Below are 26,345 nucleotides of genomic sequence, written 5' to 3'. Positions count from 1 at the left end.
AAAATCCACTTTTTTAGTGGATTTTTTGGTTGTATTCAAATTTTTAAACACCAATAATCTAAAAGAATTCGTAAGGTTTTGCTTTAAAATTCTTTCTTATTAAATCAAAAATATGGCATCTACATTTTCTACCTACACAAAAGAAGAGCTTTTAAAAAAGCTTAAAAACCAAAAACTGTTTTTAAGTATTCAAAGTGTTGTAATTCTTTTGATGTTTATTTTTGGCGTTTTTTCTACGGTAGAAAACGGCATGTCTTTTCACACTTTTTTGCCTTTATTTTTTATTCCGATGTTGTTTGTGATGGTGTACGAACTGAAAAAAATAAAAAAAGAACTTACCTCTAGAACATAATATGAATCAAGAAACAATTATTCCGAATACAATTGCCTTTGTAAAAGAAGAATTAAAAAATGCCGAAGGTGGTCATGATTGGTTTCATGTAGAACGTGTTTTTAGAAATGCTTTACTCATAGCCAAAGAAGAAAAAGTGGATGTACTTATCGTTTCTTTAGCAGCTTTATTGCATGATATTGCAGATCCTAAATTTCATAATGGTGATGAAACTATCGGCCCCAAAAAAGCAACCAATTTTTTAATTGCTCAAAAAGTACCAAAAGAAACTGGGTTGCATGTGGTAAAAATTATCAAGTATGTTTCCTTTAAAAATTCTTTGGATGCAAACCAAAAACAATTTACCTCTAAAGAACTAGAAGTTATACAAGACGCAGACAGACTTGACGCAATTGGAGCTATTGGTATTGCACGTTGCTTTAATTATGGCGGATTTAAAAACAGCGCGTTGTATGATCCTGAAGTGCTTCCGAATTTGAATATGACGAAAAAGGAATATAAAAATTCTGACTCGCCAACAATTAATCATTTTTATGAAAAACTATTGTTATTAAAGGAACAAATGAATACGGTTACTGGAAAAAAAATTGCTGCACAAAGACACGATTTTATGGAAATATATCTGAATCAATTTTATGATGAGTGGAATGGAATAAAATAGGCTTTATGGCTTTTTATTATTCATTATTGTTTATACGAAAACCAAATTTCCGCTTACAGGCACTGCAAAAAGACCTTACTTTTAAATGCTACCTGCGCCACCTTATTCTTTTAACAAATAAAACCTCGCAAATTTGCAAGGTTTTATTTAGTAAATATTAAAAGCCTTAAGGCAATACAAAAATTTCTAAAAGGATTTTAAATGATTCTCTATATACAGATAACTCGGTATAATGCCATTTTTAAAAAATAAAAACCGGTCGCTACGCCAAACTAAATTAAATTGTTAAATAACTAAATAATTAAAAAGCTCGAACTGCACGCGCATGGAGTGGGGTGGCAAAAAGGCTGTAGTTCTGAAAACCAACCTTGAAATAAAGAGTATGCGCCATAGTGGTACCGCGCTTTGTAGAACTCCAGTAGTAATAATCAATAAAACCGCCTTTCTTGGTACTACAACTATCATTATCCCTGCCTTCTGGTGTGTTTGTAGTACAACCAAAACGCTGAAGGTTTGCATACATAAGTTGAAGCTCATCCTTGCTTGGAAGGTACCAGCCTTCATAGCCACCTGTGCCTGGATTAGTATACTCGTTGCAATATGTAACAGCAGCATCCCAGTTGAGTAGTGTTGGGGCATCTGAAAGCGCACATACTTTGCCTTTGGTGTTATCTTCTGGATCCACCCAAAACACTATACCGCCCTCTCTTAAGTCTCCTATATTTGCTTCAAGATTTGCAGGCGTCACTGAATTAGAAGCCGAGCTTGGGTTACTGGTTCCTTTTGCATTTGTTGCTGTGACGCTAAACGTATAAGCTGTTCCATTGGATAGACCTGTTATTGTAATAGGACTAATACCTGCTTTTGCAGCAAGACCACCTGGATTAGAAGTTACTGTATATTCGGTTATTGCTGAACCCCCATCGGAAACTGGTGCTGTAAAAGATACAGTTGATTTTGCATTTTCCGTTGTGGCGTTTACTATTATTGGAGGATCTGGAACTGTGGTTGGTGGTATTTCTAAAGCTGCTATTCTGGACTCTAATCCTGCTATAGTGGCTACCAGAGTAGTAACCTTTGTAGTGTTTGCTGTAATGGCAGATGTTTGATCTGAAGTAATTCCAGTTTTGTTATTGTTTACTAAATGTTCATCATAAGTAGCTTTTGACATTACACCACTTACTGCTGCAGTTGCTACAGGAATGGTAGCGTCTGTACCATCTGAAGAAACAAGTACTCTAGCTCCTGTTGTTCCTGTAATCGTTAAATCCGTACTTACATTAGTGTCTTTTGCTGTATTCAATCCTATTGCAGTTGTGTTGTCTGTAATTGCAGTTGTTTGTGCTCCTGAAATTCCATTGGCTGCTGTTTTTGCATACAAGGCATACGGCACACTTAATAATTGACTGGTGCCTGTTATCGTATAATTAGTGCCGCCTATTGGGTCGGTTTCTGTTTTTATAAAGTACGCACCTGAAGTCCAATCTATCTCAGTAAAAGAACCAGAAACTACCGTTCCTAAGCCAATTTCTAAACTTACCAACCCGTTTGTATTAGAGGTTGGTGTATGCGTTTCTACATAGACTGCTGTTGCTCCTTGTAAAATACTTATTTGCATCCCTACCTGCTGATTGGTTAAAAGCGCATTAGCTGCATTTCTTACTACCGCTTGGTAACTCATCTTTTCTGGTGCTTGTGCAAAACTGCTAATCGTTAGTAATAAAGCGACTAGGGTCATGCACAAAAAAGTGCGTATTGCGTGTGTGAATTTCATAGAATCTAGTTTTTTATAATTTTAAAAGTTTTTAATGCTTGGTTGTTTTGGTTTACTTTTAGCATGTAAACGCCTATCGGTAAATTTTTCATTGCTATTTTTGTTTCCGTTTGTGTTACCGTTTCTTTGCTTACAAAGCGACCTAATAGATCATACATTGCATAGCTTACACCGGTTAAATTCGCGTCTTTTAAACTCAAGATAATAAAGTCTGTAGCAGGATTTGGGTAGGTAACCGCTTTGAGGGTTACTGCCGTTAACGCTGGATTGCTTAACGTAACAAATTCGAAACTTTGTTGGATGCCTTGATGTAAAGAGCCTGCTTCGCTTGTATATGTAGTATATAAAGTTTGGCCTACCGTATAACTAACGGAACCGCCAACACCGGTAACTTTTCCTCCAGAAACAGGGTTGGTTTCTTGTGTGTAAATTAATTGCGTAGCAAAAGATAACACAGCTAATAGTGTGATTTTTTTCATAGATTTTTTTAGACACTCAAAAGTAAACCTTTAAACAGTAAAAAAAAATATATAATTGATATTATAAAATATATACCTATTTTTTTTATGAATATCTTTAATATAAGCGTGTTTAAAACAATAAATCCTTTTTTTTGGGAAAAAAAATAGCAATATCGCAAATAGATAGTTTTCAAAAAGTAGCTAAAAAAAAATAAAGTACTTATTGTTCTTTTTTAAGCCCCTCCTTTAATCTATAAATAACCTAAAAAAAGCTTTTGTAGGTTGTTAAAGAAAAATTATAACAAGCTAAAAACGATAAATCATCGAAGATTATTTAAGTCTAGTTTCATGATTTTCTTTTTCTAATTCCTTAAAAAGTGTATGCTATTTGTTTTTTGAATCCTATAAAATTACCCTCTTCTTTGCGACGAGCTTTAGCTGGGGAAACGCTACGACCGTAATTCTCTTTGAATAACAGATAGAGTGGCATTCATGACATAAACAAACAATTTATCTGAAAACGATAGTTCACATTTTATTCGAACTAAAAATCCACGAAATCAAATAAAAACATCAAAAAAAATTTATAGCTTAACTCTCTTTCGCTACTTCTAATGCTGTAATCTTGTATTCTAACACAGCCAACTCCTCACCAAACTCTACAATTTGCTCTACCGTTAAATCTTTGCTTGAATTTACAAAATCTTTTAATTGCTTACTTTTAAAAACATAATATTCTAATGCTTTTTCAATCTTGTCTTCTAAAATAATTTCCATAATTTATTGTATTAAATCTTTCATTTCACTTCTATAGATAGAAGCACTTTTTCCCGTAAACTCTTTAAACAACTTGTTAAAATGAGAAAAGTTATTAAAACCACACTCAAAACTGATATCCGTAATATTCATGGTACTTTCGGCTAGTAATTTCGTGGCATGCACTACTCGATATTCATTGACCAATTTTGTAAATGTTTTTCCCGTAGATTTTTTAAAATACCTACAAAATGCAGGCACTGTCATACTTATTAGATTAGAAACTTCGTGTAATGAAATATGCTCCTTAAAGTTCTCGTTAATATGTTTGTAAACAACCTCAATCTTATTGCTATCTTGATGAATGGCTTCAAAAGCAAAACCATTTGCGTTTAGCAATGTATAATCATCTGTGGTAGCTAAATCATTTAAAATTTCTATAAAAGAAGTAATTCTATTTGCCCCTTCTAAATCTACGAGTCGCTCTATTTTTGCACCAATTCTCTCCTTGATTTCTAAATTAAATCGAATTCCTTTTTTTGCTCGCTCAAACAAACCATCTATAGCAGCCATTTCTGGAATTTTAAAAAAGTCTTTTCCTAAAAAATTAGGAAGAAACTGTATTAAGGTTTCAGAACCGTTGGTTGTTAAACGATCCATATACCCAATATGCGGCAAATTAGAACCAATTAATACTAATTGACTATTATTAAAATAGCTGATATGAGTACCAATATGTCTTTTTCCTTTGCCCTTATTTACATAAACCAATTCTATCTCTGGATGAAAATGCCAAAAAGGTGTGTTTGTTTTTAAAAACTCAATATGTTTTTTAACCAACAACGAGCTCCCGAAATTTGGGGTAATCTTTTCAAGAGTAGGTTTTCTCTGCATCATACTGCAAAAATACGACACAGAAAAAGAACTACCTATTTAAAATTATCAATTTTATACTCTAAATTAACCCAACATCAATTGAACATTAGATATCCTGTTAATTAAGCATACAAATTCACCAATTCTATTGTTTTTAAATACCTATTTCAACGATAACTTTGCAGTGTCAAACAAATAACAAATTATACAAAGACAAAGTTTAATGTATCACGGCAATGCTAATTTTAAGATTCTTTTGGTAAACCAATTAGTTTATGTTAGATCTGTAAGCACCCAAACAAAAAGTATTAATTAAAAATAAATAAGATGAAAACAATACAAAGAAGAATACTAGTAGCAATTTTTATGTTGACAACGTTTATAAACTTCGCCAACACAGATTTAAAAAACGTATTAGACGCTAACAAAGTAACAGTAGTTTTTAATAGTGCCAAAAAAGGGCATCAATTATCTATTAGAAATGATCGTGGCGCAGTACTGCATTCAGAAAACGTAAAACAGCAAGGTAAACTTGTTAAAACGTTTGATTTTTCTAAATTAGAAAACGGAAATTATACTTTAGAGCTAGAAAAAGACTTTGAAATTGTTATTAAAACAATAAAAGTCGAAAATAACACCGTGATATTTAATGAGGATATCAATAAAATTATTTTTAAGCCTTTTATAAGAAACGAGAAAAATAAGGTAATGATTACAAGAATTACTTTTGATAAAATGCCTTTAAAAGTTGATCTATACTACAATGAAGAAATTATATATTCTGAAACCGCTAATAGCGATACTATTTTAAATAAAGTCTATCGTTTAGACAAAGAGTTAAAAGGAAATTATAAAGTGATTGTTCGTAATAACGGAAGAAGTTATATAAATGAGTTTAAACTCTAAAACTTGCCTCTTGAACTTAAAACAAATTAAACTTAAAAAAAACGAGCCTCTATTGGCTCGTTTTTTTTAAGTTTAATTTTTAGTTTCCAGGAAAATTAGCTTTTCTTTTTTCTAAAAAAGCAGTGGTACCCTCTTTAAAATCTTGCGTACCAAAACAGGTACCGAACTCTTCAATCTCTGTATCAAAACCATTAACACCATCTTTAAAATTTGCATTTACCGCTTTAATAGCTCCAGTTATTGCTACCGATGAATTGCGCATTATTTTGCTTGCTAACTTTTCTGCCAATGGTAATAACTCTTCTAGTGTGGTTACATGATTTACCAAACCACAGTTTTTAGCATCGTCTGCAGGAATCATACTTGCCGTCATAATTAATTCCATCGCCTTTCCTTTACCAACCAGTTGTGGCAAACGTTGTGTACCCCCATAACCAGGTATAACGCCTAAAGAAACTTCTGGTAAACCCATTTTTGCATTGTCTGATGCAATTCTAAAATGACACGCCATTGCCAACTCTAATCCGCCACCCAGAGCAAAACCATTAATGGCTGCAATTACTGGCTTCGATAAGTTTTCTATCAAATTAAATAATATTTCTTGTCCTTTTCTTGCCAAGCTTCCTCCTTCATCCACCGAAAAATGAGCAAATTCAGAAATGTCTGCGCCAGCAACAAAAGCTTTATCGCCAGCACCTGTAAGAATAATAACCTTAATGTTTTTATCTTCTTCTAAAACTTTAAAAGCTTCACTTAATTCATGAATAATTGCACTATTTAAAGCGTTTAGCTTTTTAGGCCTGTTGATTGTTATTTGTGCTAAAGCATTATTTTTTGCTACTAAAATAGTATCGAATTTCATATTCTCTATTTTTAAAAGTCTTTATGTATAAGACCATTATTAATTACTTCTTTGGTAAAATTACGGTAAAAACAGTACCAATTCCTAATTTTGAGGTAAAAGAAATTGTACCATCATACGCCTCAATAATATTTTTTATCATCCCTAAGCCTAAACCCATTCCGCTTGATTTTGTGGTAAATTTCGGTTCAAAAATTAAATCTCTTACCTCTTCTGGAATTCCTTTTCCGTTATCAGAAACTAAAATCTTTATATTTTTGCCTTCAGATATCACTTCTACTTCTATGCTTGGGTTTTCTTCTTTTTCTAAAGCTTGCATTGCATTTTTTATCAAATTAGTTACAATTCGAATTAGTTGTGTTTTATCTAAATTAGCGAACACCTCATCTTCTCTAGGTAAATAAGAAATAAAATCTTCGTTAAAAATATCTAACGCTAATTTTACAACACTCACCACATTAATTTTTTCTTTTTTTTGAGTGGGCATTTTTGCAAAATCAGAAAAAGCAGACGCAATAGAAGTCATCACATCTATTTGCTGAATAAGTGTTTGACTGTATTCTGCCAACTTTTCTTTGATGTTTTCATCTTTAGGATTAAATTTTCTTTCAAAACTTTGCACCGTTAATCTCATAGGCGTTAAAGGATTTTTAATTTCGTGTGCTACCTGTTTGGCCATTTCTCTCCAGGCTTGTTCACGCTCACTTTTTGCTAATTTTACAGCACTTTCTTCTAATTGATCAATCATACTATTGTATGCATCTACCAAAACTTCAATTTCTGAACTCGCAGAACCCAACATTATTTTTTCATTACGCTCATTTAAGCGAGTTCTTTGCATTCTATCAGAAATTGTTTGAATAGAACTTGTAATATAGGTAGATAAAAAGTAAGCCAACGCAATAGCAATCATCAACATTAAAAGATACACCAAACTTAACCGCGCTATAAACTCTTTTAATTCTTTTTCGACTTCTGAATTATCTTGCGTAAACTGCAATTCTAAAATACCAATTCTTTTAAATCTAGGATCATTAATATAAGCATAGGATGATTGGTAACTTACTCCTTCTTCTCGTCTCGTTTTAAGTATTCTATGGTTAGAATTTTGAGACAGCTCATTTAAAAGATTGTAACTAATAGGTTGAATTGTATTTTTTTCAAACGCATTTGTTTTTGAAGAAACCAATAAATTGCCATGCATATCAAAAATTGAGATGTTTAATTTATTAATCGATGAAATTTCGTAAATACGTTCTTGAAATATTTTAGTTAAATTTTGGGTATTTACAGGATAACTTGTTTTATGACTTAACTCAAGCGCTACCGTTTCTTGAGTTGTAGCCTCTTTTCTTTCAAAACGCTGAATATTATAGTCTTGTGTTTGCTCATCGTACTGATAAACAGTAACTACTAAAATTAAAATTGATGCTAATAACACCAATAAAATCATAGATAAAAAGATTCTTATTTTTAAGGAAACGTTTTTAAAGTTTAACACTTTTAATGAGGTTTTATAGGTTTTAGTAATCTTAAAAAATGTATCTAAATTCGTATCATCGAACAACTAAAGACAATACCGATTAAATTTAGGGCACAAAATAAACTTTCAATTTTTACTAGCACCAATAAGTGTTCCAAAAAAATAAGATGCTGTCTTCATTTTATCATCCAAGATAAAAAGGTACAAGATAAACAAATAAAAAAGCCATTACAACCTGAGTAATGACTTCTTACATTTATGAATTAAAAAGTATTTTTAATTGGGCTAATTATTTTGTAATCAGAAGCACACTTAGCGGGTGAAGTGTTAACCTAAAATCATAAGATCATTTTTTTAAAATTTTCCTGTTTTTTGTTAAGACCGCGAAGCAAGCGAAACCAGACAGTTTCACAAAAGTAAGCTAACAAGAATTTCAGCTCATTTTTTTTAAAAAGATCATTTTAACACTTGTGCTTTACAAGTGGTAAAAACTTGTTTCTAAATTTAAAAATTAACGGAATGCCTCTTGCTAAAATCCAAAATGTAAAAGCAACCCAAATGGCCACTAATTTATACTCTAACCAATCAAAAAAGAGTAATGTTGGTATAAATACAAATCCTGTAGAAAGCAATAAAACGTTTCGTAAATATTTCATTTCGCCCATTCCTTTAAACATTCCGTCATAAATAAAAGTAATTGCATTAAGAGGTTGCGTTAAAATTACAATCCAAAAAACATGATAAAATTGTTCTAAAACCAGAGGATCTTTGGTAAAAACACGACCGATAGAATCATAAAAAACAAACCCGACACCAGCTATCAGAACACCTGTAATAAAACCATATTTGGTTAATTTATTGCTCAAAGCTATGAGTGTTTCATACTCTTTAGCCCCTAATAACTTACCCGATAAAATATTACCAGCACTAGAATAGCCATCTACCATAAAAGCACCTAACAACCAAATATTTAAGCCAATTGTATACGCAGCAATATATTCTTTTCCGTAATCTGCGGCATACGAAGTTGCAAAATACAACGCAGTATTTAAAGCAATGGTTCTTATAAAAAGATTTCCAATCATATTTAATAATTTAGGAACTTCTCTATGAAAAGGTAATTTCATATTTAAAGAAATGGTGGTTTTTTTAAGTAACAAAACTACCGATATAACCGCCATACTTACCTGAGCAATAACACTTGCGTAGGCTGCACCTTCTACGTTCATTGCAGGAATAAAGCCTTCAACGCCATACACTAAAATAATGTCTAAAATGATATTTAAAGTTGCTCCGGTAATCGCAATAATCATCGGATAAAAAGTGTTTTGTAAACCTCTAAATGTTCCGAAAATAGCAAATACTAAAAGGGAAAATGGAAAACCAAAAATCCTGATTTTAAAATAAACAACACAATATGCTAATACATTACCCGACGCATTGTAGAATTGAAAAATATTTTCTGCAAAAGGATACGAGATTGCCAAAACGAAAACACTTCCCGTAACAATAATGGCAATTGCTTGTGCAGGCAAATTTTTAATTTCGTTTAGTTTGTGGGCGCCTACATATTGAGAAATAATTGAAGAAATAGCACTTCTAACTTGTCCGAAAACCCAAATAAGCATCGAAATAAAAGCGCCCACAATACCAACAGCTGCCAAACTTTCTGTAGCATTTTCATCTATATTCCCTATAATTGCCGTATCAGTGATTGATAATAATGGCTCTGCTATCCCTGCAATTAGTGCAGGAATCGCTAATTTGTTAATCCTTTTAAAACTTATATCGGCTGTCAAAAAAAATATTTTTGCAAATGTACATATCTAAAAAAGGACAAAATACTTTACTTACTGAAAATTGAGTAACTTTGTGTCCTTAAAAAAAATTTACTATGCAACACATTTTAGTCCCTATCGGATTTACAGAAAACGCTCAAAATACGTTACAATATGCTATTGATTTTGCTTCAGAAATTAATGCAAAAGTTTTTGTTTTTAGGGCTTACAGCGCACATTCTAAAGCAGGCACTATTATAAATATTGATAAAATAATTGCGCGTGAAACCAATTTGTATTTAAGGACAATGGTAAATTCTGTCGATAAAAAAAATGTGGAAATTAAATTAATTTCATCCAAAGGATCTGTAGTAGATAGTGTAAACGCGATTGACGAAGAATTAGGTATTGATTTAATTATTGTTGGCGCTAAAAGTAACTCAATAAAAGAAGAAATATTTTTAGGTAAAACTGCAGGAAGTATTGTAAAACAGACTGAATTACCTGTATTAACGATTCCTGAAGGATACACCTATATACCTTTTAAAAGTATTTTAATGGCTTTTAAATCTGGTATTATTAAAAGCAAAACAGCCTTACATCCTTTGCAATTTTTGGTCAAAAAATTTGAATCTGACGTAAATTTATTATTGGTAAAAACACCTGATTATACACAAGAAGATTTAACGATAGATAAAGATTTAAAAAAGTTACAAAGTACCTTAACCGTTACCGAAAATGCAACTGCTTTTCAAGGAGTTTTAGAGCATATAAAAACACATAATCCAGATATGCTATGTGTTTTTACCCGTAAAAGAGGTTTCTTTAAAAAATTATGGGAAAAGAATACCATTCTTAAAGAGGAATTTTTCACGAATGTACCTTTATTGATTTTGAAAGGGAAGTAAAATAATACCAAGAATTCACGAATGAAATTGATGTTCCTAAATTTTGTCATTTCGACCAAAGGGAAAAATCACATAAAGCTATATAATTTTAGATAATAGAGTTTCTCCAAAAATAGAAATTACAAAGTGTTGTGTTTTTTGTTGTTTACAATTCAATATCTAAAAAACATCTCGATACAAAATTCTTGAAAAAAGAATTTCACTCGATGTGACACTGTCGATAGACTACTAAAATATAAAAATGATTAACTACGGAAAACATTAGTTAATTGAACCAAGCAAAAGATTTTTAAAACCTATGATTATAGATACTAAAATTTCTGTTTCTGATGTTTTAAATTGGTTATTAAAGAAATATCTAAAAAAGAAATTTTAAATGATTTTTAAGAGCATATTAAGGCTTAAATTTTGCTTAATACCTCAAATCAGCAGGCTCAATAAAGTCAATTTTTGGATCGTAAATTTCTTTAATATAAACCTTCAATTCCTCCATAAATTCATCTAATTTTTCTTCGGTAATAATAGTGTCTGGCTTTCTATAGTTTGCTGAAAAATTAATTGCTAAAAACCCGCTGTTCAGATTTTTAAATGAAAATATACCTGCTTTTAAATTTTTAGAAAAGTCGAACTTTTTCTCTTTTGAATACAGATATGCGTAGATTAAAACCTGAATAGACTTGTACTGTTCTTTTTCTCGTAACTTTTCGAAATCCAGCACCTTTAACTCCGCAGCTTGTACCATTCCAGATTTATAATCTATAATTCTGATTTCGCCATTTAACTCATCAACTCGATCTACGTTTCCATGAATTTTAATTGGAAAATCGATGCCTTCAATAACTATTTCTGCGGATAAATTTTCTTCTGTTGCAATAATTTTTAGTTGATTCTTCTCGTCCTTTAGTAGTTCTTTTTCTTGGGATAAAAAGTTGGTTACAAATCGATTCGCTACTTCAAAAATCAATCTATTCTTTCCTGTGGATAAATCTCCGTTTTTAAACTGAATTTTAAAATGTTTAATCACTAAATCTTTCGCGATTTTTTCCATTTCTAAAATGGCATCTACCGTTAAAAATTGCCCCATAAAAGGCTTGTACAATTCATCTAATGCTTCATGCACAACCGTTCCTAAAGTATTGTAAGCAACGGTTTCTTCTACATCATCAACCTCCTTAATTCGTAAAACTTTTTGTTTGTAAAAAGCAACAGGATTGTATAAATAATTGGTTAACGATGAAGGAGAAAACCCTGCTTTTGCAATTTCTCTTAATCGCTCAAAAACCAACTCATTTTTTGAGATTATTTTTAATTCAGCGTTTTGAGCAACTACCCTCGGAGAAATAATTTTCTGAACAATATCTGTTCTCATCATTTCCAATTGTGTTACAAACCTACTTTTTTCTCCACTTCCAAAAATATCATGTTCTGTATTGTACACAATAAAAACGTTTTTTGCTCTTTGCATCAACCTAAAAAAATGATACGAAAAAATAGCATCTTTTTCTCTGTAGGTTGGCAATCCATACTCCACTTTAACATCAAAAGGGATAAATGTATTTTGCTGACTGCTTGCCGGTAAAACGCCTTCGTTTGCCGATGCTAAAATAATATTTTCAAAATCTAAAACACGTGTTTCTAGCATCCCCATTAATTGCAATCCTTTTAAAGGTTCTCCCTGAAAAGATAAACTCTCTGAAGAAATTAATTGCTTAAAAAATAATGCTAAGGTTTTTAGATTTACAAAATATTGAAACTCATTTTGTAATGTTTGTAATTGCGTAAAAACAGTATAAAAACGAAAAAGATATTCTTTCTCTAAAGCATTTACTTCCTCTTTTAAAAGGTTGATCAATGCCAAAATTCTATCGATAAACTCGCCAACCGTATCGAATGTTTTAAATACATTTAAAATAACCGTTTTAATCTCGGTTGTTTCCTCTTTTAACAGCTCTTCAAGATGACTTTCTTTGATAAACGTTTGGTTATCTTTTGCTATTGCCGCTGTAAAATCATCAATCGTAGCAATTAAACCATACATAGATTGATGTTTAAAAAAACGAAGTACGTCTTTATAATAAAACTCATTTAAAGTGCTTTTTTGTAATTTTTCTTGAGAATTAAATAAATCGAAGATTGAAAACAATAAACCTGTGGTTGGTATATCTTTTAGAGGATATCCCATGGTAATATTTATAGCGCTAATGTTTTTTGGTAAAGAATTTAAGGTGACGGGCAACAAAGTTTCATCTGCCAAAACCAATGCCGTATTCTTAAAATTAGCAGTAGCTTCTAATATTTCGCCAATATACTTTATTTGAGTATTGTTTTTTGCAGCGCCAATAACTTGTATCTTTTTTGGTGCTGAAAATGTATTTCCGAGAGATTTTAAAGGATTTTTCTCATAATAGCGCCAGCTACTTTTATACTTTCTAATAAATTTACCTGCCTGATGATTTGAGTTGAAAAAGGTTTCGTCTAAATCCCAATAAATTTCTGAATTACCGCTTTCTAAAACTTTTTGAAACAAGCGCTCTTCTGCTTTGTTCAAAGCATTAAAACCGATAAAAAAGAATTTCTTATTCTTATTTTTTTCTAGATAATCATCAATTTTTTTACAGGCTTCTCTGTACATTAAACCTTGATACCCTATATTTTCGCTAATTAAGAATTCGTAAAAAGCATTGTAATACGTATTCAATTTTTCTAAAAATGAATAATGATCTTTTATGAGTGTCGTTTCCTTAAAAGTACCGTTTACAGACCATTTTTTTAAGCGCTCAATATCTCTTAAATAAATAAAAATATCTTTTGTATTGATTAAGTGCTGATCAATTTCATTAAAATCTTGCAATACTGTTAATGCCCATGAAGAAAAAGTGTCAAAAGAATCCGGATTTTTCTCAACACTTCTATAAATCGTATAAAAATGAAACAACAATTGAATGTTATCGGCTTTTTGAACGCCAGAAATATTCTGAATAAACTGTTCTATGTTTATCGTCTCGGGCAAAAAACCAACAGAAATTTTATCTTTAATGGTTTGTTTTACAAACACTTTTGCTCTTTGTGAAGGTAAAATAAAAACCGCATCTTCAAAAGAATTTGTAGTTTTTAAGATATCATCTATTGTTTCAGAAATAAAAGATTGCATAGATTTTTTAGACTTAATTTGATTTTCTAAATTACAAAAACTTACTTTTATACCTCTCTAATCTTTAAATTTATTTTGATGCCAAATGAATTACATATTGTCGGAATTCAAGCGGATTTATTTTGGGAAAATCCATCAAAAAATAGGTCTTCTTTTGACGAAAAAATAAACAGTTTACCAGCCAATACAGATCTCATTGTGCTTCCTGAAATGTTTACAACCGGTTTTACCATGAACCCACAAAAGGTGGCCGAAAAAATGGACGGACCTTCGATTACTTGGATGCAAAAAATAGCGTTAGAAAAGAAAGTTGCTCTTACGGGTAGTTTAGTGATTGAACAGAACAACAACTATTATAATAGATTGGTTTTTGTGCATCCGTCAGGAAAAACAGAAACTTATGATAAAAAACACTCTTTTACACTCGCTGGCGAAGATAAAGTATATACTTCTGGCAATCAAAGATTAATAGTTACCTATAAAGGATGGAAAATTTGCCCTTTAATTTGTTACGATTTACGTTTTCCCGTTTGGGCTAGAAACACGGAAAATTATGACATATTAATTTTTATGGCAAACTGGCCTGTTACAAGAATTAAAGCTTGGGAAACACTTTTAAAAGCGCGTGCTATAGAAAACATGAGCTACGTTATCGGCGTCAATAGAACAGGTATCGATAAAAACAACTATGAATACTCGGGAAATTCTCTAGTTGTAGATTATTTAGGTGAAGAACTTTCTTCTTTGCAAAAGAGCGAAGTTGGCATCGTAACCGCTACTATTAGCAAAGCCAATCAAAATGAAATAAGAAAGAAATTAGGATTTTTAAATGATCAGGATGCATTTAAAATTTAATTTTCTAGATGAACAACCTCGAAGTAGAGCGTTGGGATATTAAACCCGAGATCCTGCTAGATACTGAAACAAGTTCAGCACACGGAGCGGGATTAGCCTGCCTACCGACCAGGCAGGTTCAACTTACAATTTTGAATTCATAACTCCTATGTTTGTAAAAATTGTGTTTCACTAATAAAAATTATGATCGTTAAAAATGTAACAATTAAAGATATAGAAGAAGTATTTAAATTCTATAAAATTGCGTCCGACTATCAAACAGTCAAGAAAAAAGTAGTTGCATGGCCCAACTTTAAAAAAGAAATGGTGGAAACTGAAATAACAGAAAACAGGCAGTTTAAACTTATCATCAATAATAAAATTGCTTGTATTTGGGCAATTACCTTTAGTGACGAACAAATTTGGGAAGAAAGAAATAAAGATACTGCTGTGTACATTCATCGCATTGCAACCAATCCTGAATTTAGAGGAAATAATTTTGTTGCTTACATTGTAACTTGGGCTAAAGAATACGTGAAACAAAAAAATATCCAATTTATACGATTAGACACTTTGGGAAATAACACAAAACTAATTGCCCATTACAAAAACGCTGGATTTGATTTTCTGGGGCTCTTTAATTTAAAAAATACAGATCGTTTACCTGATCATTATCAACTTGCACCCGTTTGTTTATTTGAAATCGATTTATTCAAATCTGATTTTACCAAATAGAAACTTCAGGTTTCTTATGTAAAAAGAGACCCTTCAGGTTTGATACTGAATCGAGCTCAGTAAAAAAAACCTGAAAGGTCTGTAAATTTAAAGTTAAACCAAGTAGCTAAAAAATTACTGTGGTATCATCCATTTAAACTGAAATTTTGTATCGGGAACAACAATTCTGTCTGTAATTCTATACATTCTTTCTGGCAATCTCATTAAATAGTCTCTTGCTTTTTCTGCTTCTGGAGTAAGGTTTGTAATCTTATCTATTTCCCAAGTTTCATTTAATTTCTTTAAAATGTCTACATAATCGAAACCTGTATATACCCCAACTCTCTGTGCAACCGTAGAAAAATCATCAAAAAGACTTCCTTTTTCTCCAAAAGATTCTCTTAAATGCATCGCTGGCATTACAATTTTATATTTCATCATGTGCTGAAAAGCTAACATCATTTCACTAGGATCGATCTTAAAAATTTCTTTCACAAAATGTGCGTATGCTTGGTGATGACGCATTTCATCTCCAGCAATAATTTTAGACATTTTAGCTAATGTTTTGTGCCCTTTTTTTCTTGCAATTTTAGCAACATTATTATGTGAAACGTAGGTTGCTAATTCTTGAAAAGAAGTGTAAATAAAATTTTTATAGGGGTCTGTAGATGTACCAATATCAAAACCGTCTGCAATTAAATGCTGTGTAGAAATTTCTACTTCTCGCATGTTTACACGACCCGATAAATACAAGTATTTATTTAAAACGTCTCCATGTCTATTTTCTTCTGAAGTCCAGGTTCTTACCCATCTTGCCCAGCCATTATCTGGATCTTGATCTACTCCATCTAAATCTAACAACCAAGATTCATAGGTTGGTAGTGCTTCTTCTGTAATCGTATCGCCTACTAAAACCACCCAAAAATCATCATGTAATTCTTTTGATAATTCGCGAATTTCTTCTACCTCGCTTATAAAAGTATCCTTTTGTGAGTTCGGTAAAAAATCTGTTGGCTGCCAAATTTTTTCGGCAGGAATTAAATAGGTATCTACAAAGCTTTGCATTCTTTTTTCTAAAGTTTGCATTACTTCTTTTCTAATATTTTTTATTGACATAATTTTTTATTTTATGTGTTCCTTAATAATTGTTTCTGTTTTTTCTAATAATTCTTTAAAAGGTAGCGAGTCGATTTTTATCGGCTCGTGTACCGTAATTGTAATCGGGTTTCCAATACCAAATGGATATTTTCCGTACTTAAAAACTTTCCAAGAGTTGTTAATTGTTAAAGGTACGACATATCCGTCCTTATTGAACTTTGTAATGATCTTTAATCCGTTTCCGGCAAAAACTTGGGGTTCTCCTGTTCTGCTTCTTGTACCTTCAGGAAAGATTGCGGCACCCCATTTATTTTTATTGATTGCTTTAGAAAACCGAATCAATTCGGTTATGGCTTGTTTTGGATCTTTTCTGTCGATAAGTGCAGCGCCTCCATATTTTAAATTATACGATATACTTGGTATTCCTTTACCTAACTCAATTTTTGATACGAACTTCGGATTGTATTTTCTAAAAAACCAACCCATCGGCGGAATATCAAAGGTAGACTGGTGATTAGAAACAAGTATAAGTGAAGCGTTTTCTGGTAATTTATACTTATTTATTAATTTTACAGAAACTCCTATTAACAACATCGATTTCATTAAACTAAAGTTTAATGCGGCTACCACTTTATCGTGACCTTTAGGTCCAAATAGATTATAAGATAACCATTGAAACGGATGAAAAAGAATCAATATTAAAAAGAATACAAATGCAAAGATTGGAGATAGTATGTAGCTTATAAATTTCATATGTTAAAACCAATTACTCCATGGTATTCTCGAGAGAATTAAAACCAATCCTATTCCGTAAAAAATAGCAAATGTTTTAAATTTTGCTGCATCTGTAGTTTTATTTTTATGTTTAGACCAACCAATCGTAATAAAAACAACGGCTAAAATCATTGTAATTGGGTGCTCTACCGCCAACAACCTAACTTCTTTGGTTTTCATAACCGTAGCTGTATCTGACACTAATAAATCAAACCAAGGAGACATAAAGTACCAAACCAATCCTATTAATAACTGAATGTGAGAAACGATTAGTGTAAATAAACCAATACGCAAGTCTTTGTCTGTAAATTGTTTTTTTTGAACCATTCCTATAATAGCATTTGCCACTGCAAAAACTAAAAGAGCGAGGACTAAATATGCCCAATATGAATGTATGTCTTTCATCATGATTGTTGATTTTTTACCTATTGCAAAGTTACTAATTTTAAAAATAAAAAAACCACCTCAATTGAGGTGGTTTTTTAAAAGTCTATTTAAAAACTTACTATTTATTGTAAAACGTATGCTGTTCCGTTATTAATAACATTCATGATATATACTGCATCTCCTGGTTCCCAAACATTATAAGAAACAGAGAACTTTTGATCAATACCATATTGAGGATAGTTAGTTGATAAAATAGTATTTACTTTTTCTAATCTAACTGAAAGTTCAAATTCACCTTTATCTGCTCTCACATCAAAGTTAGCACGGAATCCGTTACCAACTAAATCATAATCTGCTTGTGATAAGGTATATTTGATTGTATTATCTGGTACCCATGTTACTCCGTCATGACCAAATTGTAATACAATCTCTGTACTTTCTGATAAAGAAGTCCAATTAGTACCATCAAAAGTTAAGTTCATATTTATTGCAGAAACACCTCCACTAAAGAAGTTATACTGAACAGCTAAAAAATCATTTGCAGCCGCAAATGGGTATAACGTTTTCATGTACACTTTTATTTTGCGCTCTGCCTCTTCAGCGTTTCCGCTAAAGTTAGAATAACGGCTACTACCGCCCATGATACCATATTCTTCTGCTGTAAATGTAATTGGTGCATTCCAATTGTCTGTTAATACAAATCTATTTGTATTTGCCTCTAAAGTAAAGTCATAGAAAGCATATATTTTTACATCGAAAATAGTATAATCTGTACCATCAAACTGAAGAATCATATTTAAAACTGGTCTACCCGCTCCATCATAAGTATCGTATGTGATTACAAAGAAATCTCCTGCTAGCGCATCTGGATAATTGTTCAATAAAATAGTTTGAATTTTCTCTCTTCTAACTTGAACGTCTGAATCTGGACTTGTGTCTCTAATATCGAAATTATTAAAAGCTCCATTACCTATTAATTCATAATCTTCATCTACAAGTGTATAATTTGTAGTTTTTAATGGATCTGTAGGATTTTCTTCTAATTGAACTAATAAGTCTAAATTAACCGTACTACCATTATAAGCTTCATACGTTACATTATACTTTGTACCAAATTCTGCAGCTGGAAAATTATTCTGTAAAACTGTTTGAATTTTAGCTCTTCTTACTTCAAGATCTTCTTCTGCTCTACCAGCTCTAATATCAAAGTTATCAAAACGTCCATTTCCTACTAAATCAAAATCTTCATCAGTAAACGTGTACTCTTCTATTGTAGGATCTGTAAGGTATGTTAAATCATAAATAGTCCCTTTAATTTCACTTGAAAATTTAGCACTAAAAAAAGTATTAACATCACTGTTATCATTTAAAGCAGTAAGACCAATATCTGTATAATCTGCAGCTGTTAGCGTGTAAGACTTTTTAGTAATTGCGCTTTCTGGGTTAAACAAATTATAAGTTACTACAGCAGATGATGCAGTAAGTACAACACCATTCACATCAAAATCAACCCCTAATTTAGGATACATTGTTGATAAAAATCCTGGCAGGCCATTTTTAGCTTCATCTTCAGTACTAAAATAAAAGTTATTTAAGTCTAATGATGTGTAATCATCTTCTGTTAAGGTAATTACTAGATCTTCTACAAGACCATCATTTCCTGTTTCTGCCAATTTTAAGGCGTCTACCTCTGCATTTACATCCTCTAAAGGATTACATGAAGTAAAAACGAACGCAGTTATTGCGAATAAATAAAATATTTTTTTCATCTTAATTTAGTTTAAAAGTTAATTTTTGCTCCAACGCTAAACGTTCTACCAAAACCATAATACACAAGTGCAGTTGTTGCAACAGAACCTGCACCATCTTGCGCGTCTGCTATATATGTTGTATCGAAAACATTGTTAACTCTAGCAATGATTGAAGTATCAAAATTACCGAATTTAAATTTGTGTCTTATAGAAGCATCAAATAGGTTAAATGCAGGAACTTTCCATGCATCTGGTCCTGGCTCACCTCTATCACTTGGATCAAAATCTGCATATAAATTTGCAAAATGATTGTAATCAATAGCAAAAGTTGTTTCTGGCGTTAATTTATAAGTAGTTCCTAAAGCAAATGTAGTTTGGGCAGCATCACCAACATGAACGTCTTTGATAAATAAATCTACCGTTTCTACTAAAACATTGTTTTCATCAAAAACCTCTACATTTTCTATATCGTTAGCCCATCTCCAGTCTCCTAAAGAAGCCATACCTGTTACTTTAAATTTATCTGTAACTCTGTATGTGAAATCTACTTCTAATCCTTGGTGAATTGCATTCACACCTAAAATGTTGGCAAATGCTAGAGTTCCATCAATTTGCTGAAAGCTTGCCGTTTCAGATCTGTCATTCCAATTAGTTCTGTATACGTTCACATTAGCGGTTAATTTTGCGCTTCTAAATGTATATCCTAATTCGTAACTAATAATTTTTTGATTTGGAGCATCGTCATTTGTATTTGTATTACTATTACGATCTGCAAAAACCGCATTAAAGAAAGGTGCTCTTTCAAAGTAACCTAAATTCACAAATACACCATGCTTTTCATCTAAATTATAATTTACGCCCCCCTTAACACCAAAACCAATAAAACTAAATTTATCTGAAGTTTGGTTTGCATCTGAATCTAAATAATTAAAACGGTCTACTCTCTGGTAAGAGGTATTAGAAACGTTTGCAGAAACAAAGGCAGAAAGATCGTTTTTAGAATACTCTAATTGTGCAAAACCACCTAACCAATCTACTAAACCATCATTATCATAAAGTATTTTGTCGCCAACTTGCGCCTCATTGTTTGGGTTGTTAGCGTTACTGTCATCTAAAAAGAACTGACCTCCTAAAAGATTTGTAACTTCTGTAAAGTGAAGACCTGTATAACCTCTATAATCTAAACCGGTTAAAAACGTTAACTCTTCTGTTAAATCTGTTTTTAAAGTAGATAAAACACCGTACCAATTATGATCATTTCTTGATGCTCTTAAAACAGACTCCGAACCATCTGTTCCTAAAGCTATATTTTCATCAACGATTTTATCAAAATTGATGGTACCAAAAGATCCCATTCTGTAATTCTCATCATTAAAACGGAATTTATTAACTCCTTGAAATCCACCACCACCACCAGATCCGAAAGAAACGTATGCTGCTGTTGAGATGAATGTTCTATCACTAAGATTCCAGTAATGATTTAAAGAAATTTGAGGTTTGTGGTAAAAGTTATCTTCAGAGCTTGTTAACTGCCCATCTTTGTAACCCCAATCTGAATTGTATTTTCTACCTCTTTCACTTTCTCTAAATGTTGCAATTGAATGTCTGTTTTGTCTTTGACCGTGCGTTTGTTTTGCACCAAAAGCAGTTAAAGACAACGTATGTTGGTCATTAAACTCTTTGGTAACATTTACAAAATAATTAAAACCTGTAAAAGGAGTACCATCGGCATACCCTCTACCTGTGGTTTGTGAGGCCGAAACTGATACTGCAATACCGTTATCCATTAATCCAGTAGAATACGTTAAACCAAATTTTTGGTAACCATCATTTGCAACAGAATACCCAAAGTTACCACCCTCTTCAACATCAGAAGTTTTCGTTAAGATATTTATTGTTCCTCCAATAGAGGGCACTGCTACCTTAGAAGCACCTAAACCTCTTTGTACTTGCATTGCACTAGTTACATCTCCTAATCCTGCCCAGTTAGACCAGTATACTCTTCCGTTCTCCATATCATTAACAGGAACTCCGTTAATCATTACAGCTACGTTTTCTGAATTAAAACCACGTAAGTTAATACGACCATCTCCATAACCACCACCTTGTTTAGTAGCGTATACTCCTGGAGTAGATTTTAAAATTTCAGGAAATTCTTGTGTTCCTAATTTAAATTCAATTTCTTCTGCTCTAATCGTAGAAACCGCAACAGGCGTTTTTCTGTCGATTGCAAAAGAGTTTGATACCACAACTATTTCATCTAGCGTTGCATCTTCTTCTAAAACCACGGTACCAACTTTTCTCTTTGCCGAAGAAAAAGGAACTTGTTTCGTTTTATACCCAATAAAGGATATTACAAGAGTTCCTGAATTTGATTTTGTGTTTAAGGTAAATTTACCATCAAAATCTGTTGAGACTCCGTTTGTTGTTCCTTTTTCAAGAACACTAGCTCCAGGTAACAATTGGTTTGTTTCGTCAATAATTATACCTGTAATTGTAGTTTGTCCTAATACTGCAGCCGTCGCAAAAAATAAAGCTACAAATAATAAGTTTTTAAAATTTTTCATTATTTAGTTTTGTGTTTTGAATGTTCTGCAAAATTGAAGTTTTTGTATGGTTGACATGTTAATTTAATGTTAAGTTTTAACAAGAAATTAAGACATTCAAATTCAATAAAATAAAGGTTGATAAACTCGTAATGACTATTTTACTCAAAATTAACTTGATTAATACAAAGTTAAATTTTTAATATTTAAACATTTAATTAATTGCCTTTTGCATTTCATAATTTTTTAACAAGCTCCTTGCCTAATTCCACTTCAAATTGATCAAAGCAATACCTATTTTTTAAAATACCTTGCGTAAAAATTTTATGTTCATATAAACCGACTATCTCGCCTAAAGACTTTGGCGTTGGCTTATCAAAAAAAATGACGTTGCTAGGTCTATTAACCTCAAAAACTTTAAAAGTTAATAAGGTTGCCATTTTATCTTCATCAATAGCAAATTTTAATTCTAAATGTACTTCATCTTTTGTTTTTATAACGGTGAATGCATTTGTAATTAATAATTTAAACCAAAGAAACATAAAACACCAAACTACCTTTATTAACAATTGTACATGGTTAACTATTAGCGTAAATAAACCAATACATTCATCTTTGTCTGTAAATTATTTCTTTGAGTTATACCAAAATTAGCATTTACTAAAGCAAAATAGCAAGCACTAAATATGCTCAATACGAATGGATGTCTTTCATCATAATAGTTGATTTTTTACATCTAGCAAAGTTCCTGATTTTTACGTACAAAAAAACCACCTCTTCCGAAACTTCGGAAAAGATGGTTGGATTATAATCTTAAGACCTTTAAAATTTTAAATTATACTGTATTGTACATAAAATTTAATAGCCTAAAATTTAGGATTAGTGTTTTTAGAAAGAATATTTAACACCAGCTTGAAATCTCCAAGTTTGGTTAAAGTTAAAATCATAGTCAAATGTATCAGTTATAAATTCACCCCCAACTTTAGTAAAAGAAAAAGTAGGTTCATTATTAGTGTCTACACCTTCATATCGTAAAATTTGTCCTCTATCTGATACTCTGTTACTTTGAGTAACACCCCATGTAGAATTTAAAAGGTTACCCACATTAATAATATCAAAACTAAATTGTAAAGTATTTTTGGTTTCACCTGCTTTGATATAATATTCGCGTAGTATTCTTAAGTCAAAATTATGAACCCATGGTGCAGCAGCTTCATTCGCTCCTGCATATTTACCTTTGTTAGCTTTTAAGTAGCTGTCTTGTTCCATAAAATTAAAGAAGGCGTCTTCGTCAGCTGGTGATATAAAATTAATATCTCCTCTTCCCGAAGGAATATATATTAAATCTGTAAAAATACCGTCATTGTTCATATCATTAGAATAGGTATAGCTATACGTATAAGCAGCCGAACCTGAATAAAATACGTTGATTAAAGTAGATGATTTTAAGTTTTCTGTTGCCCAAGGAATTTTATAAGAAACCGACCCAATTACTTTACTTGGTACCACAAATTGCGAACGTTCTAAGTTTGGTAAGTGTGGTCCGTTTATTGAAACGAGTCCATTATATGCAGAACGTGCACTACTACCTGGCATCCCAGAAATTTCTTGTGATTCGGTATAGGTATATGCAGCTAATAATTTTAAATCTTTTATTGGCTCTGCATTTACAGTGATGTTACCGATTGCTCCCCAACCTTCATTATTATTAGAAAGCACAAAAGCATCTCTAGACGTGTAAGCGATATCATCTTCATCTGGATAAATATATCTATTATCAGGACCAGAAAAACGTTCCCAAGTTTCATCAGGTTGTTGTAAGTTGTAATTTTTAAGCATTACACCGTTAATATTTCTTGTAGCAATTCCTTCTACAGTCACAAAGAATGGAAAAGAAACTGGAATTTGATAATCTAAAGCTAAAGATGATTTCCATACTTGTGGCATTTTAAAATTAGGATCTACAGAATTTATATCACGTGGTAAAACACCATCTTCTGGAGTTATTGTGTTCGGTAATCCTAATCGTTGAATCATTTCATCTACATCTGTAATGATGGGTCCCGCTAAACCTTCTAAAGCTGGATCTGCCGATCTTACAGAACCATCTCCATTATATCTAGTAACAGCAGCATAACTACCCTGTACCATTCCTGAAGCGGTTGGCATATTTGTAAAAAACACTAATGGTAATCTTCCTGTAAAGACCCCTGTTCCACCACGTAATTTCATAGACTTATCTCCTTTTACATCCCATGCAAAACCAACTCTTGGTGAAAATAAAACATTTGCTGCTGGAAATTTACCTACATCAATTTTATTACCTCCAAAATCGAGGTCAGAAATTGCGTTGTTTCCAATAAGATTATCGTCGTACCTTAAATAATCGGCACGAATACCATAAGATAATTTAAAGTTTTCATTTATATCCCAATCGTCTTGCGCATACACACCTAACTGATTAAAAGCAACTTCGGCAGTAGGGTTTTGTTCGCCATCATAACCATAAGTTAACGCAAAATCTCGTGGTGCAGCTTGGTTCAAAAAATCATCTATACTTGCGTATCTATAATAACCTCTTCCATTACGCATAAATGAGTTATTCGCTAATTGGCGCTCGAAACTTACACCTGCAACAATTTTATGATTATTTGAATAATACGTTAAATTATTAAAAAGTGTTAAAGTATTGTTATTTACGGCATTGTTCCATGTAAATAATTCATAACCTGCAGATATGTAAGGTTCTAAAATTTGATTTCCGGCTGGAGTAACACCATTCATGATATCTATAAAAGGGAACGGAGAAGACGTAGAGCCACGTGAATCTTTAATTTGAGAATACGTAGCAAGAAACTGATTAGAAAGCTTATCAGAAAATCTACTATTCAAATCGAATGATACTGTATTCACAATATTATCTGATGAATAAATAGAATTAGAAAAAGCCATAGAATTTTCTGAAATACGATTCATACTACGGTTACGGAAACCGGCGTCATTTGAATTCCCATTTGTAGGATTCCAACCTTGATTTTTGGTGTGATTGTAACGCACACTTAATTTGTGTGCATCATTGATGTTCCAATCTAAACGAACTAAAAGTTTTCTGTTTGTTTCATCACCAGGAAAATCAGTATAAGAACCTGTTTCATAACCATAGTTATCTTTTAAATGGGTTCTAACTCTATCCATATCTGCTATACTTGCTCTTGATTGTAACAAATCTAAGTTAGCAACTCCATCTTCAGACGCTCTCCAAAGAACAACCTGATTTGGTCGATCGATAGCCTCTGCATTTAAGAAAAAGAATAATTTATCTTTAATAATCGGACCTCCAAGAGTCATACCATAGGTTGTAGTAGATTCTTCTGGACGTACTCCAAAATCTACATCATCCACTCTATTACCACGCATATCTTGGTTGGTAAAATAAGTATATGCAGAACCTTTAAATTTATTATTTCCAGACTTCGTAATTGCGTTGATACCTCCTCCAATAAAATTTGTTTGGCGAACATCAAAAGGAGCAATTACTACTTGTATTTCTTCAATGGCGTCTATTGAGATAGGACTTCCGCCACCAGGTAAGCTAGAGCTTAATCCGAAGTTATTGTTAAAATTAGCACCATCTACGGTAAAGTTGGTAGATCTTCCATCGCCACCTGCAATGCTCATACCGTTTGCATAAGGTGAAAGACGAGCAATATCAGTAATACTTCTACTGACTGTTGGCATAATTGTTAAATCTGCATTAGAAATATTTGTTGTAGCACCTGTTTTATCTGCTGAAAATTTTGATCTTTTTGAAGAAATGACAATCTCATCTAAAGAAACATTTTCTTCTGTTAAAACTACATCATGAACATAAGAAGCCCCTAAATTGATCATAATATTATACGTAACGTTTTCTCCATAACCAAGAAAAGATACTTTTACACTATAAGGTCCTCCAACACGCATACCGGGTAAATTGTAACGACCCTCTTCATTTGTTGTAGTACCATAGTTTGTTCCTGAAGGTGTATGAGTAGCTACTACTGATGCTCCCATAACAGTTCCTAAATCATCTGTAACTCGCCCATTCATACTAGATGAAGTTATTTGCGCCGTAATTACAGTAGACAGTAATAACGCTAATGGTAAAAATAAAAATTGAATGATTTTTTTCATGGTATTTTTCATTATTTCATTTTATGTTTTTAAATGTTATGCAAAATTGGAACTTTTGCGCGATTGGTATGTTAAGTTAATGTTAAGTTTTAACAATAAA

Annotated in this window: 21 protein-coding genes; 6 read left to right on the top strand and 15 right to left on the bottom strand. The window is 32.0% G+C overall.

The annotated features are described in order from the left end of the window. The first annotated feature begins 112 nt into the window (after positions 1 to 112). Both ES044_RS05965 and ES044_RS05960 read left to right on the top strand, forming a co-directional pair. Positions 113 to 352: a hypothetical protein gene (locus tag ES044_RS05965; protein ID WP_147118932.1), complete on the top strand. Its 240-nt coding sequence runs from the start codon at positions 113 to 115 to the stop codon at positions 350 to 352. A 1-nt stretch (position 353) separates the two neighbouring features. After that, entirely contained in the window at positions 354 to 1,013 is a 660-nt protein-coding gene (locus ES044_RS05960; protein ID WP_147118931.1) for an HD domain-containing protein, read from the top strand. Between the two features lie 301 nt (positions 1,014 to 1,314). Here ES044_RS05960 and ES044_RS18475 read toward each other — a convergent pair whose 3' ends face one another. From ES044_RS18475 to ES044_RS05935, 4 genes are all read right to left on the bottom strand, one after another. Continuing rightward, the gene (locus ES044_RS18475; RefSeq protein WP_189663242.1) at positions 1,315 to 2,787 is read right to left on the bottom strand and encodes a DUF1566 domain-containing protein; all 1,473 of its coding nucleotides are present in this window, start codon (positions 2,785 to 2,787) and stop codon (positions 1,315 to 1,317) included. A 5-nt stretch (positions 2,788 to 2,792) separates the two neighbouring features. Further along, the gene (locus ES044_RS05945) at positions 2,793 to 3,266 is read right to left on the bottom strand and encodes a T9SS type A sorting domain-containing protein (protein ID WP_147118930.1); all 474 of its coding nucleotides are present in this window, start codon (positions 3,264 to 3,266) and stop codon (positions 2,793 to 2,795) included. A 573-nt stretch (positions 3,267 to 3,839) separates the two neighbouring features. After that, the gene (locus ES044_RS05940; RefSeq protein WP_147118929.1) at positions 3,840 to 4,025 is read right to left on the bottom strand and encodes a hypothetical protein; all 186 of its coding nucleotides are present in this window, start codon (positions 4,023 to 4,025) and stop codon (positions 3,840 to 3,842) included. Positions 4,026 to 4,028: 3 nt separating this feature from the next. Continuing rightward, entirely contained in the window at positions 4,029 to 4,901 is an 873-nt protein-coding gene (locus ES044_RS05935; RefSeq protein WP_147118928.1) for a helix-turn-helix domain-containing protein, read from the bottom strand. Positions 4,902 to 5,207: 306 nt separating this feature from the next. Between ES044_RS05935 and ES044_RS05930 the strand changes: the two genes are divergently transcribed. After that, a complete protein-coding gene (locus ES044_RS05930; protein ID WP_147118927.1) occupies positions 5,208 to 5,786 on the top strand; it encodes a DUF3244 domain-containing protein in 579 nt (192 codons plus the stop codon). Positions 5,787 to 5,865: 79 nt separating this feature from the next. On the opposite strand, the gene ES044_RS05925 is transcribed toward ES044_RS05930, so the two are convergent. From ES044_RS05925 to ES044_RS05915, 3 genes are all read right to left on the bottom strand, one after another. After that, a complete protein-coding gene (locus ES044_RS05925; RefSeq protein ID WP_147186940.1) occupies positions 5,866 to 6,648 on the bottom strand; it encodes an enoyl-CoA hydratase/isomerase family protein in 783 nt (260 codons plus the stop codon). Positions 6,649 to 6,691: 43 nt separating this feature from the next. Continuing rightward, positions 6,692 to 8,101, bottom strand: a complete 1,410-nt coding sequence (locus ES044_RS05920; protein WP_147118946.1) for a sensor histidine kinase — start codon at positions 8,099 to 8,101, stop codon at positions 6,692 to 6,694. 491 nt (positions 8,102 to 8,592) lie between these two features. After that, positions 8,593 to 9,930 carry an MATE family efflux transporter gene (locus tag ES044_RS05915; protein WP_147118925.1) on the bottom strand — a complete coding sequence of 446 codons (1,338 nt, stop codon included), beginning with the start codon at positions 9,928 to 9,930 and terminating at the stop codon, positions 8,593 to 8,595. Between the two features lie 95 nt (positions 9,931 to 10,025). Between ES044_RS05915 and ES044_RS05910 the strand changes: the two genes are divergently transcribed. After that, positions 10,026 to 10,817 carry a universal stress protein gene (locus tag ES044_RS05910; protein WP_147118924.1) on the top strand — a complete coding sequence of 264 codons (792 nt, stop codon included), beginning with the start codon at positions 10,026 to 10,028 and terminating at the stop codon, positions 10,815 to 10,817. Between the two features lie 412 nt (positions 10,818 to 11,229). On the opposite strand, the gene ES044_RS05905 is transcribed toward ES044_RS05910, so the two are convergent. Beyond that, entirely contained in the window at positions 11,230 to 13,968 is a 2,739-nt protein-coding gene (locus tag ES044_RS05905) for a PD-(D/E)XK nuclease family protein (RefSeq protein ID WP_147118923.1), read from the bottom strand. A 78-nt stretch (positions 13,969 to 14,046) separates the two neighbouring features. Between ES044_RS05905 and ES044_RS05900 the strand changes: the two genes are divergently transcribed. Both ES044_RS05900 and ES044_RS05895 read left to right on the top strand, forming a co-directional pair. After that, positions 14,047 to 14,823 carry a nitrilase family protein gene (locus tag ES044_RS05900; RefSeq protein WP_147118922.1) on the top strand — a complete coding sequence of 259 codons (777 nt, stop codon included), beginning with the start codon at positions 14,047 to 14,049 and terminating at the stop codon, positions 14,821 to 14,823. 183 nt (positions 14,824 to 15,006) lie between these two features. After that, the gene (locus ES044_RS05895; RefSeq protein ID WP_147118921.1) at positions 15,007 to 15,537 is read left to right on the top strand and encodes a GNAT family N-acetyltransferase; all 531 of its coding nucleotides are present in this window, start codon (positions 15,007 to 15,009) and stop codon (positions 15,535 to 15,537) included. A 114-nt stretch (positions 15,538 to 15,651) separates the two neighbouring features. On the opposite strand, the gene ES044_RS05890 is transcribed toward ES044_RS05895, so the two are convergent. The 7 genes from ES044_RS05890 to ES044_RS05860 form a co-directional block, all read right to left on the bottom strand. Further along, positions 15,652 to 16,632, bottom strand: a complete 981-nt coding sequence (locus tag ES044_RS05890; protein ID WP_147118920.1) for an acyl-ACP desaturase — start codon at positions 16,630 to 16,632, stop codon at positions 15,652 to 15,654. A 6-nt stretch (positions 16,633 to 16,638) separates the two neighbouring features. After that, entirely contained in the window at positions 16,639 to 17,367 is a 729-nt protein-coding gene (locus tag ES044_RS05885) for a lysophospholipid acyltransferase family protein (protein ID WP_147118919.1), read from the bottom strand. 3 nt (positions 17,368 to 17,370) lie between these two features. Next, on the bottom strand, positions 17,371 to 17,793 hold the full coding sequence (locus tag ES044_RS05880; protein WP_147118945.1) for a hypothetical protein: 423 nt from the start codon (positions 17,791 to 17,793) through the stop codon (positions 17,371 to 17,373). Between the two features lie 104 nt (positions 17,794 to 17,897). After that, positions 17,898 to 19,544: a hypothetical protein gene (locus ES044_RS05875; protein ID WP_147118918.1), complete on the bottom strand. Its 1,647-nt coding sequence runs from the start codon at positions 19,542 to 19,544 to the stop codon at positions 17,898 to 17,900. A gap of 11 nt (positions 19,545 to 19,555) precedes the next feature. After that, a complete protein-coding gene (locus ES044_RS05870; protein ID WP_147118917.1) occupies positions 19,556 to 22,093 on the bottom strand; it encodes a TonB-dependent receptor in 2,538 nt (845 codons plus the stop codon). 215 nt (positions 22,094 to 22,308) lie between these two features. Beyond that, positions 22,309 to 22,614, bottom strand: coding sequence for a hypothetical protein (locus tag ES044_RS05865; RefSeq protein ID WP_147118916.1), 306 nt, complete (start codon positions 22,612 to 22,614; stop codon positions 22,309 to 22,311). 346 nt (positions 22,615 to 22,960) lie between these two features. Then, a complete protein-coding gene (locus tag ES044_RS05860; RefSeq protein WP_147118944.1) occupies positions 22,961 to 26,245 on the bottom strand; it encodes a TonB-dependent receptor domain-containing protein in 3,285 nt (1,094 codons plus the stop codon). Positions 26,246 to 26,345 lie beyond the last annotated feature (100 nt).

Source organism: Polaribacter sp. IC066 (genome assembly GCF_007997085.1).
GTDB lineage: Bacteria > Bacteroidota > Bacteroidia > Flavobacteriales > Flavobacteriaceae > Polaribacter.
The sequence above is the reverse complement of the archived record's forward strand: the minus strand, read 5'-3'. Positions and strand labels throughout refer to the sequence as shown.

Coding starts and splice junctions, on each gene's coding strand:
- ES044_RS05965 (WP_147118932.1), top strand. CDS start 113: ATGGCATCTACATTTTCTACCTACACAAAAGAAGAGCTTTTAAAAAAG.
- ES044_RS05960 (WP_147118931.1), top strand. CDS start 354: ATGAATCAAGAAACAATTATTCCGAATACAATTGCCTTTGTAAAAGAA.
- ES044_RS18475 (WP_189663242.1), bottom strand. CDS start 2,787: ATGAAATTCACACACGCAATACGCACTTTTTTGTGCATGACCCTAGTC.
- ES044_RS05945 (WP_147118930.1), bottom strand. CDS start 3,266: ATGAAAAAAATCACACTATTAGCTGTGTTATCTTTTGCTACGCAATTA.
- ES044_RS05940 (WP_147118929.1), bottom strand. CDS start 4,025: ATGGAAATTATTTTAGAAGACAAGATTGAAAAAGCATTAGAATATTAT.
- ES044_RS05935 (WP_147118928.1), bottom strand. CDS start 4,901: ATGATGCAGAGAAAACCTACTCTTGAAAAGATTACCCCAAATTTCGGG.
- ES044_RS05930 (WP_147118927.1), top strand. CDS start 5,208: ATGAAAACAATACAAAGAAGAATACTAGTAGCAATTTTTATGTTGACA.
- ES044_RS05925 (WP_147186940.1), bottom strand. CDS start 6,648: ATGAAATTCGATACTATTTTAGTAGCAAAAAATAATGCTTTAGCACAA.
- ES044_RS05920 (WP_147118946.1), bottom strand. CDS start 8,101: ATGATTTTATTGGTGTTATTAGCATCAATTTTAATTTTAGTAGTTACT.
- ES044_RS05910 (WP_147118924.1), top strand. CDS start 10,026: ATGCAACACATTTTAGTCCCTATCGGATTTACAGAAAACGCTCAAAAT.
- ES044_RS05905 (WP_147118923.1), bottom strand. CDS start 13,968: ATGCAATCTTTTATTTCTGAAACAATAGATGATATCTTAAAAACTACA.
- ES044_RS05900 (WP_147118922.1), top strand. CDS start 14,047: ATGCCAAATGAATTACATATTGTCGGAATTCAAGCGGATTTATTTTGG.
- ES044_RS05895 (WP_147118921.1), top strand. CDS start 15,007: ATGATCGTTAAAAATGTAACAATTAAAGATATAGAAGAAGTATTTAAA.
- ES044_RS05890 (WP_147118920.1), bottom strand. CDS start 16,632: ATGTCAATAAAAAATATTAGAAAAGAAGTAATGCAAACTTTAGAAAAA.
- ES044_RS05885 (WP_147118919.1), bottom strand. CDS start 17,367: ATGAAATTTATAAGCTACATACTATCTCCAATCTTTGCATTTGTATTC.
- ES044_RS05880 (WP_147118945.1), bottom strand. CDS start 17,793: ATGAAAGACATACATTCATATTGGGCATATTTAGTCCTCGCTCTTTTA.
- ES044_RS05875 (WP_147118918.1), bottom strand. CDS start 19,544: ATGAAAAAAATATTTTATTTATTCGCAATAACTGCGTTCGTTTTTACT.
- ES044_RS05870 (WP_147118917.1), bottom strand. CDS start 22,093: ATGAAAAATTTTAAAAACTTATTATTTGTAGCTTTATTTTTTGCGACG.
- ES044_RS05865 (WP_147118916.1), bottom strand. CDS start 22,614: ATGTTTCTTTGGTTTAAATTATTAATTACAAATGCATTCACCGTTATA.
- ES044_RS05860 (WP_147118944.1), bottom strand. CDS start 26,245: ATGAAAAAAATCATTCAATTTTTATTTTTACCATTAGCGTTATTACTG.